Genomic DNA, 12179 nt, shown 5'->3' with positions numbered 1-12179 from the left:
GCTGCATTTCTTATCCCTGCACAACTTCCGTGATGTTGCCTTTGATGATTGCTCCATCATCAACAGGCTGCACGTCAAAACGGTCACGAACCTTGATTCCGGTCATGTCTTTCTCCCACAAACCTGCTGCCTTGTCGTTCATGTCGATGGTGATGACATTTCTGTCAAATAATGTGATAGCCTCTTTTAAGTCGCCCATATACACAGGATGCTTGTATGCGGACACCTTTGCATCGACTGTCGTTTCCTGCTCCTGTCCTTTGCAAGTTACAACATACTTTCCTTTCACGACTTTCCATGCTGTCACGCCGGACGTTGCGGATGCGTCGATTGCTGTGGTTGTTCCGTCGATTGCTAATTTGCTGCCGGAGATTGTGAACGCAGGTGAGTACACAGGTTCAGATTTCACAGTCCTGTTTGACACCTTGACAATCGGATATTTACCGAACAACATCATCTGTGTCGGCTGTGTAGGATTCGGCTGCAAAATATACTTTCCGTCCTTATCCTTTAACTTGTCGAGGTAGTTGTACCCGTTCTGATTTGCGATGACCATTGCTCCTGTTGTAATAGCAGGGTCGAGACCCACGTTGAACACGTCCTTGAGACTGTCGATTGTGGAAATCACAACCTCTTTCCCCTTTGTCATCTCGTCCGCAACCTTGAGAATCATCGCATTTCTCGTCGCCTTTGTTTTCTTGGCAATCCACTTGTTGATGTATGCCATGACATTGGCTGCGGTGTCCTCAAACAGTTCTGCGGTGATTTTTAAGATGCCACCCTTTTTCTTGATTGCATACACAATCTTTTTGAACTTCGGCTCATCCATGTCGGGGAAATCTGCCTCCTCGTCCACATTATCAAACGGGGTGGAATCTGCATCGACCTCAATGTTTCTCGAACCGCTCTTTGTGGTTACTCCCTCAACATTGACATACTGCTCCAGATTATCCTCTGAACGTCTTAACTCGATGATGTCTGTTCTGATGTCCTCCGGAACGGTGACACCGATACCCATTTCATCATCGTCTCCCTTTGTGGTGTCTGTGCTTAACGCATCCTTGTACACCTTGACATCTCCCTCGTCCGGTTCTCTCTTTAAGAATCCACACTTGACGATATTGACGAACGCTTTCACGAGGTTTTTCTTGTCCGCTTTTCCCCCGATGGTCTTTGCTGCTCCCGTCGCCACCTTGCCCTCGATCTCCTCATGTTCCTCCTCGTCCAAATCAAACAGGAGGTCAAACTTTTCCTGTAACTCTTTGAGTTCATCTTTTGCCTCTCTTGCCTTGTCGAGTTTTCCATCTTTCACAAGGCTCTTGACCTCATTCTTTTTGTCGTTGATTGCTTTCAACAGTTTCTGCATTTCCTTGTTCATGAATCATGTCCTCTCTTTCTTAAATTCCATACATGTCGAGGTCTGCAAGAATATCCTGCTTTTCTGCCTCGATTCTCTGTTTCTCTGCCTCTGCTGCTGCGTTGTTCCTGTTCTCCAGTTCTGCAAGCACCGCATTGACAATGTCCTTTGTGTCCGTTCCTTTGATGTTCTCCGGAACGTGACTGTATTTTTCAAAATAGTCGGATGCACATGCTGCGACTGCTGCCTTGTCATCAATCTCAACGTCGAAATACTCTGCCAGTTCCGCACCGCTGAACCACTTTTCTTTCGCCATGAAAGACTTGATTTTGTCTCTTGTCACACCCTCTTTCATGTGTTCCTCGTAGACATCAAGAATTGAATCTTCGCATAAATCAAGTTGTTTGATGACCTCTTTGAAATCATCTGCGTTTCCCCATGCCATACATAAAGGCTTGTGAATCATTGCTTGTGCTCCTGTTGCAAAATGCAATTCATCACATGCGAACATGATGACTGATGCGATAGATGCTGCCATTCCGTCAACATATCCGACCTTGTGTCCGGAGTATCGTTTCAACTGGTTATAGATTGCCAGTCCTGCGAATACATCCCCGCCACCGGAATTGAAATAGATGTCAATGTCCTCGTAGCCATCTAACTGATTGAGAAAATCTGCAATGTCCTGCGGACATCTGTCCTCCTCGTACCACATGGATTCCCATGTCGCTGATACAATGTCACCGTAGAAATACAAGGAACATCTGCTCTGTTCCTCGTCCTGCTCTAAATCTAAATAGCCGACATTTTCAACTTTTCCGCTGCGTTTATTTTTCTTTGTGAAATCAAAACGTCTTTTCTTTGCCATGATTATTCACCTCCCTCCTGTTCATCCTCGTCCTCTGCCTCGTCGGTTTCGTCCGGTTGGTCTGTGTCCGGCTGCTCTGTGTCCGGCTCTGTTTCTTCCGGTTGCTCCGGTTTCTCGGTTTCATCCGGTTCGGATGCACCTTTCAAATATGCTGCTCCCGCCATTGTTAGCGGAACGATACTGCCATTCGCAAGTAATGTGTCGCCACCCTCTCCATCGGGCAGGTCAAGTTTACGTCGTGCCTCATTCGGTTTCATAATTGAGCCACTGACACCATTTTTCAGATATTCCATTTGTGTCTTTGAATCCGTTCGGAAAAGAACTTTTTCGTTATATTTGTAATAAAAACCGTCATCCTGTTCCTCGTCTGTCAGCATTTTGTAGTTGATTTCCTCCTCGTACTGCTTTATAACAAACAACTCGGTGTCAACATAAAATGACAACTGCTGCAATTCGCTGTTCGCATAGGATGACTTTGAATAGTCGTTGATTTGATTCGGTTTCACACCGAACGCTGCTGCGATCTGCAATGCAGTGTATTTTTTTAACTCAAAAAATTGTGAATCCGACAGCTTGATGTCAAGAGGTGTCAATTTCATCCCTAAAGGTACGGGGATGATTTTTCCTGTGTTTCTCGCTCCGCTGCCGAAATCCTCAAACGATTTCACGAGTGCCTCTTTTGCTTTATCATTCAACTCTCCCGTGTATTCAAGCGTCGCTTTCGCTGTCAATCCGCTTTCATACAAGCTGTTCATGTACCTCTGTGATGCCGATGCTCCGGAGATTGTGTCACGGAGAATCTGCTGCACTGGTAAACCTGTCACACCGTCAAAACTGAATGATGTTTTGAAGTGCATGACCTCACTCGTGTCAAATACATACTGACTTCCGGATGTCGGGTCTGTGTAGACATACCACAAGCGTCCTTTTCCTGCGAATATGCCTGCATCATCCACAACAATCTGAACACAATTCGACTGCATCACCCACAGGTCAAGAATTTTGACCTCTCCTCCGTATTTCTTCCGGATGAATTTCTTTCTCATGTACACATAAGCGTTCCCGTAGTGATTGCGGTTGATTTCCACTGTGTTCCAAAATACCGTCGGTGTCATGAACGGGTTCGGTCTCTTGGTCAGCAGTCTCGACGTGTCCGTCTGTTCTGCCTCAATGATTCCTTTGTCCGTTCTCTGATAATATTTGATAGGCATTTTCGCAAGAGTTTCCGACAGCATCTTGAGACATGTGAAATATGTCACCTCTGATGTTGTCTTTCTCCTCCTGCTCAAACCCATACTCTCAAGGAATGACGGTGAGTTGAGCGTCATCACCCCGCCTGTCAGTTCCGTTGAATCACTGACCTCCGGTGCAGTTTCACCTTTCCACCAGTTCATCAAACTGTTTGCTATTTTTCTAAATGGGTTCATTCTTTCTCACCGCCTTTCCCCATGTATTTCTCATACATTTCAAGCCATTCATTCACAACCTCATTTGTGTCCGGCTTATACTCCTCTTTCATTGCTGCTTTCCATGCGTCAATGATTGCGTCAATCGGGTCGATTCTGTCCTCGTCGAGTGCCTTGTCGATTTTGATTTCACCGTAACTGTTCGAGATAGTCTTTGCGTTTGCAATCGACCACGTCAGCAGTTCATCGAACGGAACAACCTTTCCTTTTCCGACTTCTGTTCCCTCAATCACGACGTTTCCTGCTTTTATCTCCAGTCTGAAATCAACTGTTGCGTCATTGAGTTCCTTTGCTGTCTGTGTAATTGCCACAGAATCGAATCCCAGTGCCTCAAGGTCTGACAGGAACGCAGATGCGTTGTGTGGGTCATAACACACAAGTTGAGGTTTCAAATCATTCTGTTTGATTAAATCCTCAAGGTACTTGATGATGTACTTGTAATCTGTCTTTATTCCTCCCAGTGTCTCCGTGACTGTCACGAGACCTTTTGAAATCCATACATCATACGGAACTTTGTCCGTCTTGATATGCTCGTCCACTCTGCTCGCAGGTATGAATGAGTGAGTATGCACAAAATACTTTTTCACACCGTCAACCATGTACGGGATGACGATTGCGATGGATGTCAAGTCGCCTCCGGACGACAGGTCAACTCCGACATAGCATTTTGAGCCTCTGAAATCCTTGAGCGTTCGCAATGCTGCACATCGTTTCCAGTCTTTAATGTCCTTGATGTACAGTGCGTTTGACCACTGCATCCACATGTTTAACTGCTTAACGAGGAAATCTCGCAAATCCTCCCCGCCCATATCACGGGCAGTATTCGCAACCGGAACGAGATTCTCCAGTGCATCCTCGTCATATTCGAGAATCGGGTTTGCTTTTATCCAGTTCTCCTTTTTGTATAGGTCATCCGCTGTGTCCAACTGTGCTATATACACGAACTGACTGTCGTTCTCAAACACACCTTTCAGCAGATTGCAGCAATACTCATATAACTTGTAGCAAGGCGATTTCAAATCGAACCCCGCTGTCGTTATGACGGAGATCAGTGCGGATTTTAATTTCTTGATACCTCCCTCAAGCAGTTTGTACATCTGATTTGTCTTGTGAGCGTGGTATTCGTCAACGATTCCCAAATATGCACGGTGTCCGTCCAGTGACTTGGTATCTCCGGATAATGCCTTGATTTCCGAATGGGTACAGAGACAATCTATCGTGTGATTATGCTCATGCACCTTGAACCACTCCGACAAATCCTCGTCGGAATTGATGAATTTTACAATTTCATCAAAAACAATGTTCGCTTGGTCTTGTTTTGTCGCAGTACAAAAGATTTTTCCGTATTTGTACCCGTCAAAATTGCCATAGTAACACGCTAAAATACCATTGATGAACGACTTTCCGTTCTGTCTGCCTAACTGTACATAGGACGTTCTGAACCGTCTGTGACCCTTTTCTTTTGTCCTCCACCCATTCAGAGACCCTAAAATGAAACACTGGAACGGGTACGCTGTCACATTTTCCTGTTCGTCACCCTCTGCGATTGTCAATTCTTCCGCAAAATTGATGATTTCCTCGGACTTTTCAACGTCGAAATAATATTTGTATGGTGCTGCTTTCGCTTTTTCGAGGTCGTCAAGATGCCTTTGACATGCCAGTCTGACATATTCACCTGCAATGATGACACCTGCAACGACATCAAGAGCGTATTGTGTGCAACGGTCGGTCACTGTTGCCCCTGCTGCCATTTATGAACTCGCATACTTGGCGAATTTGTTCTCCGGTTTTGTTTCCTTTGCTTTCGGAACTACCAACCGACACCGACTGCTGACCGTCATTCCGAAATCCGATGCCCCCTGCCGACATTGTTTCATGCAGCGGTCTTGTATAATCATGAGACGCTCCCTCTCACCGTTCACAACCTCCCGTGTTCCGACCTGTACACGTTCCTGTTCTCCTGTGTCCGGATTCTCTCGCATCTCATAGACCGGAACATCGACCATCAACGGAGTTTCTCTGATTTTGTCCGTTATCTCGATGTATTGGTCTTGTGCAATCAGTAATCTCGCCAGTGCATCACAATCCACATTCGCAATGAGTTTGATTGCAAGCAGTTCTTTTGACAATTTCCGGAATTTCTTCTTTTGTTCCGGTGTCAAATATGCCGGAGGCTTGACTTTGTCGTTTGGGGCGACCACCTCCGCATTTTTTCTCGCCTCAATCTCTGCTTTTGTGAGGTGTTTTTTTCCTTTCATGACCACCAAATCGGTCGGTTGTCTCTGTCCTGCCATGCAGCATCAACCCCCTTTCCGTCCAGTGTTCACGAGTTTCGTGTCACATTCTGACACCTTTTCGTCACTCCCCTGTGTCCTGATTTTCTCGTGGGGAGTTTTCTCCAAAGAAAAGAGGGGGTGCGACTAAGAAACGGTCACATAAAACTTTTTCATATCCCCCTGCCTCTTTGAAATGGTAATCAATCAGCGACCTCAACTGTGTCTGTGTTGCTTTCATGCTTGCATTGCTCTGTTTATATAGTGCTGTGATTGTGTTGTGTGTCCGATGGCTCAAGGGTATCAAGTTCAATGGGTTCAACCTCTGCTCCCAGTCCTCCTCAAGTTCTATGATGTGGTGGATGGGGTCTGAATCTTGCAGTGTTATCAACTGATGTTCAACATACAGAGCATATATATCCACATACTCATACACACTCATGATGACAGGTCTCAACTCCCGCCATTCCTTTGACAGATAGAACTCTGCTGCTCGTGGGTCTCTGCGTGTATTGTTATATGTCACATGCCTTGACTGCTGCCTTGCCTCGCACTGCTCACACATGGTCAATGCCTGTGGGATAAGGCGACCGCATCCCTTACATGCTTTCAATAACACACTGCTCACTCCTCTCTGTCCATCGGTCTCCTGCTGCCTCTCATGCCTTTCAAGAGGCGGGCATACATCGCACATGATAGTGTCCTGCTGCCCGCATATAACAGGAGGGCAAACAGGCAAGAAAAAAGCGACTGCATCTCTGCAATCGCTCACTCAACTGTTCACGTTATCATATTAGCACGTTTATATTTGCTTTTGTTCACCCACTTTTTACCCCCGAAATCACCCTCATTTCACCCCGTTTTCACTCTCATTTCACTCCGATTTTGTCATTTTCGATTGCTTTTGCACCGAATAATTTGATTGAGAGACGTTCTGTCATTGATCTGCACCACTTTTTCGGTGAGTTCTTTCCGCATCCTGTCTCCCTCACAATATCCTCGTATGACTTGCCTTTGATATATACTGCCTCAAGTGCGTCGTACTTGTACCCCTCACCTGCTGCCTCTGCATCCTCTTTCAGCGATGCAAGAGCCTTTTTCATGTGCTCGAACAGAATGACCGTCTCTGCCTTACACTCTCTGATGGACTGGAGGAACGCTTTCTCTGCCGAAATGTTATATCTTGATACATCGTCAATCTGTGATACTTCCGAAATTGCATCCTTGATATATCGCTCTATTTCCCGATAATTCTCAAGATATACCTGTGTTTTCTGAATTGCTGTCATTTCTTTTTCTGTCTCCACGTCGTTTTCCTCCTTTTGACCTTTTCAGAGGCAATCCATGATATTTCCTCCAATTATTCGACTTTTCCTGCCTCCTCAGTCTGTATATGCTCTCAAATGCGGTCAATGCCTCTTTTGCACTGATTCTCACTTTCAAAAGAGCATCTTGCAGGTTTTCTCCTCCTGCTGCCTTGATTTTCTCCGGATGCTCCGGAGATTCCGTCTTTTTCAAGACCGTTGCTGCCTCTGCTGCCTGTTCGATGATTTCAGACACCTCTTTCTCTGTCTTTCCCGCTGCCCGCAGTTTTGAAATGACGTTTTTCACCTTTTCCACGAATCCCATGTTTCCATCCTCCTCCGCACCTAATTGAAAGGGAGTTCTTCGTCGATTCCGTCCGGAATATTCATAAAACCGTCACCTGCATCCGAATACCCTCCGTTGTTCCCATCCTGCTGCCCTGCTGCTTTCTTACTCTCCGCAAATTCCTGTTCCTCGACAATCACGTCTGTGGTATAGACCTTTTGACCGTCTCTGTTCGTATATGACCCCGTCTGAATCCGTCCAGTGACAACCACTTTCGTTCCCTGCTTGAGATATTTTTCTGCGAACTCTCCATCTCGTCCAAACGCAACACAGGAAATGAAATCCGCTGACTGCTGCCCGTCTTTTGCTCCTCTGCGGTCAACCGCAAGTGTGTATCGTGCGATCGCCATTTCCTCCTGTGAATTATTCCTCGGTGAATATCTGACATTCGGGTCTCTCGTGAGACGACCCATCAAAATGACCTTGTTCATCCGTTTTCCCTCTCTTTCTGCAAAATATACTCATTCTGTGCTTTCTGCAATTCCGTGATGCCCTTTTTGAACTGTGCATCATCTCCATTCATGCAGATTTCAAACAATTCCTCGTATCTGTCAATATTCTCGGTGATGAACGCTGCCTCTGTCTTTGAGCGTCTCTGCGTGAGGAACATTCCTTTGATTGTCTCTCTCATGGTCTCGCAGTTCTGTCTCTCCTCCTCCGTTTCCGGAGGAGTTTCTTTCAGCATCTTATCAACAACCCTGTCCACCGCATCCGCAATCTGTTCTTTCCATCCGGATGACGCTTTTTCATCAATGAGTTGTGACTGGATGTCCTCGAACGATGCTCCCGCTGCTGCTCCCGTGATTCTGATGTCCTTTTTCCCTTTTGCTGCAATCAGAATCAAATCATCGTCATACGCTGCCATGTAATAGTCGAATTTTGCATTGAAATTCTCTTTCGGATTGATGATGACCTCCGGTTCACTGCTACCCTCTGTCTGAATCATTACACCGATATATTTCTGACCTGTTCCCTTTGCCTCGATGAATAATGCTTTTAATTGTCCTTTTTTCAATTTCCTGTTCCTCCCATAGTCAGCAGCCTCTCAAATAACTGCTCATATAGTGCCTTGAATGTGTCACGCTCGGTCTGAACTTTGATGATGTCCTCTGACTGTCTGCTTGCATCAACTTTCCTGTTCTCCTCGACATACACTGCTGCATCCTGTTCAATTTCTGCGATTCTGTCATCACATTCCTGCTGTAACATCTCAATTTCCCTTTTTAGGCTGTCGATTTCCTCCTGCTGCCTCTGTATCGTCTCATTGTACTGCTTTGATGATTTCCCGCCATTATCCAACTGCAAGGAAATCATGAGAGCGATGTCAATGTTTTTCATTTCCTGCTCTGATACCTGCCCGATATAGTTATTCACACGCTCGGTCGATACCGACGACACCTGTTCGCACAAAACTGTGGATATTCTTCCGGTGCTGCGGATAGTCACATGTGTCGGGAGGTCTGTTTTTGGCTGTGTCGTCATGTACACAACCTCAATCACTCCGGAGTGTTTGTTGTTCTCGTCATTACTGACCACGACTGCGGGTCTGTCTGCAAACTGCTCACTCCCGTTCGTCGCCCCCCCTCGTGCGATATAGAATATCTCTCCCCGTCTGATGTCATCCATTGTCTTTTCCTCCTTATTTCACCGTCATCATTCAGCATCCTCTTTCATGAGTGATGTTGCCATGATGCAATATCCGTCCTCAAGACCTGCAAACTCCTCAAGGATATATGTCACAAGCACTCTCACGGTGCGTCCTGTGTTCTTTCCGTCCTTGAACTCCATCATCTCAAGGATGTCGCCTTTTTTATAGTCTCTGTCATTCTTCCGGAGTTCAAATGTCTTTTCTCCGGATGCAACCTCCTCAAAAAATGTCGCTCCCAGTTTAATGTGATGCACTTTCTGACCGTTCTCCTGTGTGTCTGACGGGAGGTTGTTCATCTTCTGCTCCTCTGCCTGTTCACGGAGTTTCTTTTTTGTCTCACGGTCGATTGCATCCTGCTCCTCGTTATATCTCTGCTCCTCGGTCTTGTAAGCCTCTGCACGGTTCTTGTACTGGTCGCATGAGGTACATGTTCCGGTCTTTACGTTGCAAGTCTCGTATTCGGTGCAGGAATAGCAGATTGATGTGATTCCCTCCGGATGCGGTGTCTCATAATCGTCGCCCGCTCTCACTTCCGATGGGTTCATGCCGATTTCTGTCTCTGTGTCGGATTCTGACACCTGCTGCCCTGCTGCCTTTTCTGCTTTCATGTCTTTCACATCTTTGTGTGTGAGTTCTCCGGTCTCCGTGAATTTCCCCAGTGCCTCCCGCTGCTCGTCTGCTGTCATTCCGCTCAATTCATAAGCTGCGGAAAATGTGAGGCGTTCTCCCTTGAGTTCCTCTTTCCATTCCGGAATCAGATTGTTGTTGACTGCCTCAATTTGTGCAATCTTTGTTTTGCTCACATGCAGCATTGAGGAAATCACATCCCTCAATCGTCCGGATTGCAGGTCATATCCTTTGATTTTCTTTCCCGCTGCTTTCATGCGTTCAAGAGATGTCTTGAGGCGTGTTTCCTCCTCAATCATGTCGGAGGTTGTCTTTGTACGGTATGCGTTCGCAATTATGATTTCAACCTGCTCCTCGTCGTTATCCTGTGGCGTTGTCAATTTACTGGTTGCAAGTTCAAATTCTTTATATCCCTTTGATACAAGGTACTTGAGAGCCTCCCACCGTCTTTCACCTGCGACGATTCTGTATTCGCCTTTTTCGCACGGTGCATATACAAGTTCGAGGTTCTGTTTCAAACCGGACAGGAGGATGTCTCCTGCCAGTTCTTCGATGTCTGCAACACTATAAAAATTCATGTCGTTGCGGTACATCTTGAAAATCGAAATGTCCTTTGTGCGGAATCTCGCTCTCGGAGATTCGTCAATCCCTGCTTTGCTGTTCTTGTTGAGTGCGTCTTTCACGCTGAATCCTGCTGCCATCTGTTCACCCTCCTGTCATTACTCTGTGAGTTTCTGTTTTTTTGTCTCGGTACGTTCGACGTTGATTTCGCCCTTGCTGTTCTGCGAAATAGAGGCTTTCACGCCTCCGCGGAGGTTCAACGTGACCTTTGCCAGTCCTCCGGTGTAAATTTTCTCAACTGCTGCCTTGAGAATCTTCACAATTCCCTCTCCGCATCTCTTGTCCGGTGTTGCTGCCTCCCCGAACAGTGCAGCGACGTTCTGCATTGCCTTTTCTTTCCTCTGTTTCTCTTTCTGATACTCGACCGCATCTGTGCAGTTACATGTCATTGTTGCCTGTTCCTCTGCCTGTGCTGCTGTCAGTTCTTCGTCTGCCTCAATCTGCGTCATTTGACCGCAGAATCTGCATTTTGCCGTTTTCACGATGTTTCCCATGTGCTTTCCTCCTTTTTACTCGACAAATTGTTCGGCTTTGAATCTGTCTCCCATATCCATGAAATAATTGTATAAAAAATCTTTCTGATGTTTTGTCAGTGCTTTCATGTTTGTCACTATATATCCGGCATATCCGGACGGATTGTGAATCAGACAATATCCTTTGACCTCTGAAAGAAAATCACGCATGAGGTGTCCGATTTCATTGTCTCCGGATTCTTTCACCCATTTCCAATACTCATCCGTGAACCCTTTTCTTTCGCATATCTGTTCCGCTGATTCTTCATGCGTTCCGAACGGTGATTCCGTGAAAACGCCTGTCGGAGACAACCACCCGAACTCTTTCGTCTCGGTTTTCTGCTGTTCCTGCTCTTTTTGTGTTTGATTTGGCATTATTCCATTTTCAAAATCATTGAGGTGTTTTCTGAACTTTTCCATGTTCAACTCTCTCGCTGTGATTCCCTCATGCATCCCATACAATGTGAAAATAATATGCAAAACCTTTTTCAAAGGACTTGCATTTTCCCGAACCGTCAAGCATGATGCAGGTATCACACCCACCTCCGCTTATGTGGTGTTTGCAGGAGGCGTTGTTGCAGGTGATTTTCCTCTTTCCCACATTTACCCCTCCATTTCCTTGAGTAACTCATGCACAACGCATCTGTAATCTTGAGACACGATTCCACGCTTTGAAAATTTCGGGAGTGGCATCATTGCCGTTGTTGATTTTTCCGCAACGATGGAACGGCGAACCGGAGTGACAAACATGTCAAATCCGGAATCTGCTTTCAACCACTCCTCAACCTCAAGAGAGGTCTTGTTTTTCTGTCGCATGGTCATGAGTGCCTTGATTCTCAAATCCGGATTGATGTCTCTCAAGTCCTCAATCTGCTCCTCAAGGTTCTGCAATGCCTCGATTTCATATCCTCCAACTTTCACGGGTGCAATGATTAACTCTGCCGATATGAGGATATTTATGACCACCATGTCAAGCAGTCGACCACAATCACAAATGCAATAATCGTATGCGTCTGCTACCTCCTCCAACGCCTCACGCAATCGTGTGACTTGATTGTCCTCTGATATTGTCAATATTGGTTTACACTTTATTCTCAAGAATGTTCGACCTTATGCAGCCCCCTGCAGTGAAGCATAGTATTGCTGTCGTTTAACCA

Annotated in this window: 15 protein-coding genes; all 15 read right to left on the bottom strand. The window is 46.0% G+C overall.

Annotated features, from left to right (window positions below):
* Positions 1-10 precede the first annotated feature (10 nt).
* Positions 11-1378: a phage major capsid protein gene (locus tag OCV65_RS11500; RefSeq protein ID WP_262582184.1), complete on the bottom strand. Its 1368-nt coding sequence runs from the start codon at positions 1376-1378 to the stop codon at positions 11-13.
* Positions 1379-1397: 19 nt separating this feature from the next.
* On the bottom strand, positions 1398-2225 hold the full coding sequence (locus OCV65_RS11495; RefSeq protein WP_262582183.1) for a head maturation protease, ClpP-related: 828 nt from the start codon (positions 2223-2225) through the stop codon (positions 1398-1400).
* A 2-nt stretch (positions 2226-2227) separates the two neighbouring features.
* A complete protein-coding gene (locus OCV65_RS11490) occupies positions 2228-3652 on the bottom strand; it encodes a phage portal protein (RefSeq protein WP_262582182.1) in 1425 nt (474 codons plus the stop codon).
* On the bottom strand, positions 3649-5442 hold the full coding sequence (locus OCV65_RS11485; RefSeq protein ID WP_044910793.1) for a terminase large subunit: 1794 nt from the start codon (positions 5440-5442) through the stop codon (positions 3649-3651). The genes OCV65_RS11490 and OCV65_RS11485 overlap by 4 nt, the downstream gene beginning before the upstream one ends.
* Positions 5443-5985, bottom strand: a complete 543-nt coding sequence (locus OCV65_RS11480; protein WP_003506163.1) for a phage terminase small subunit P27 family — start codon at positions 5983-5985, stop codon at positions 5443-5445.
* A gap of 64 nt (positions 5986-6049) precedes the next feature.
* Positions 6050-6658 carry a hypothetical protein gene (locus OCV65_RS11475; protein WP_262582181.1) on the bottom strand — a complete coding sequence of 203 codons (609 nt, stop codon included), beginning with the start codon at positions 6656-6658 and terminating at the stop codon, positions 6050-6052.
* A 175-nt stretch (positions 6659-6833) separates the two neighbouring features.
* Entirely contained in the window at positions 6834-7271 is a 438-nt protein-coding gene (locus tag OCV65_RS11470; protein ID WP_003506159.1) for a hypothetical protein, read from the bottom strand.
* Positions 7219-7593 carry a hypothetical protein gene (locus OCV65_RS11465; protein ID WP_262582180.1) on the bottom strand — a complete coding sequence of 125 codons (375 nt, stop codon included), beginning with the start codon at positions 7591-7593 and terminating at the stop codon, positions 7219-7221. The genes OCV65_RS11470 and OCV65_RS11465 overlap by 53 nt, the downstream gene beginning before the upstream one ends.
* A gap of 20 nt (positions 7594-7613) precedes the next feature.
* Positions 7614-8045 (bottom strand): single-stranded DNA-binding protein, encoded by a 432-nt coding sequence (locus OCV65_RS11460; protein ID WP_003506157.1) that lies wholly within the window; start codon positions 8043-8045, stop codon positions 7614-7616.
* Positions 8042-8629: a hypothetical protein gene (locus OCV65_RS11455; RefSeq protein WP_003506156.1), complete on the bottom strand. Its 588-nt coding sequence runs from the start codon at positions 8627-8629 to the stop codon at positions 8042-8044. The genes OCV65_RS11460 and OCV65_RS11455 overlap by 4 nt, the downstream gene beginning before the upstream one ends.
* Complete coding sequence (locus OCV65_RS11450; RefSeq protein ID WP_147567634.1) at positions 8626-9240, bottom strand: type II toxin-antitoxin system PemK/MazF family toxin; 615 nt, start codon at positions 9238-9240, stop codon at positions 8626-8628. Before OCV65_RS11450 ends, OCV65_RS11455 begins: the two co-directional genes overlap by 4 nt.
* Positions 9241-9267: 27 nt before the next feature.
* Positions 9268-10590, bottom strand: coding sequence for a ParB/RepB/Spo0J family partition protein (locus OCV65_RS11445; protein WP_262582179.1), 1323 nt, complete (start codon positions 10588-10590; stop codon positions 9268-9270).
* A gap of 18 nt (positions 10591-10608) precedes the next feature.
* Entirely contained in the window at positions 10609-11004 is a 396-nt protein-coding gene (locus OCV65_RS11440; protein ID WP_262582178.1) for a hypothetical protein, read from the bottom strand.
* Between the two features lie 15 nt (positions 11005-11019).
* Positions 11020-11442, bottom strand: a complete 423-nt coding sequence (locus tag OCV65_RS11435) for a hypothetical protein (protein ID WP_262582177.1) — start codon at positions 11440-11442, stop codon at positions 11020-11022.
* Positions 11443-11625: 183 nt separating this feature from the next.
* Positions 11626-12096 (bottom strand): ParA family protein, encoded by a 471-nt coding sequence (locus tag OCV65_RS11430; RefSeq protein ID WP_262582176.1) that lies wholly within the window; start codon positions 12094-12096, stop codon positions 11626-11628.
* Positions 12097-12179 lie beyond the last annotated feature (83 nt).

This window comes from Dorea ammoniilytica (assembly GCF_025567415.1).
In the GTDB taxonomy this organism is placed as follows: Bacteria; Bacillota; Clostridia; order Lachnospirales; family Lachnospiraceae; genus Claveliimonas; species Claveliimonas ammoniilytica.
The sequence above is the reverse complement of the archived record's forward strand: the minus strand, read 5'-3'. Positions and strand labels throughout refer to the sequence as shown.